Consider the following 511-nt stretch of genomic DNA (forward strand, 5'->3'; position numbering starts at 1 on the left):
CGTTGGAGGTGGCGCCGGAGTCATTGACGTCTCAATCTGAAAACAATGATAACAGCGCTGAAATCGAGTCAGGCACCTTTGCGTCATAGTCAATACGCCGAATGTGAAAATTCAGAAGTATAAGAATTGTTACACTCAACGCTTATTTTTTATAGACGTCACTGACAAGGAGCGGTCAAATGGATCGCTCATCAAACTGCGGCTGACGTTCATTAACGACCTGTACCACAGCCTTTAACACACATTGCTTAGCACTATCCATCTAGCTGAAGAGCGTTCAACTCCATGAATTCCCCCGATGAAGTCTTTCGTGTAACCTCTACGCCTGCGGACACATCCAATAGAACAATTGGTCGATGGGAGATGAGCCTCATCCCATTAGAGCGTGAAGCAAACATTCGACAACATAAGCTCATTCATACCCCCACACTCCAATGCAGTCGACTGGAGTTCGATTCAGCGGTCACTCTTATCAGTTCTGTTCCTCATGGCTATGTCACTTTTGCCATTT

1 pseudogene is annotated in these 511 nt (G+C 45.8%); it reads left to right on the forward strand.

The annotated features are described in order from the left end of the window. Window positions 1-285: 285 nt before the first annotated feature. Window positions 286-511 (forward strand): annotated as a pseudogene (locus AC1DRJ_RS32235) (AraC family transcriptional regulator); the annotation flags it as partial.

The organism is Pseudomonas sp. P5_B2 (assembly GCF_056400445.1).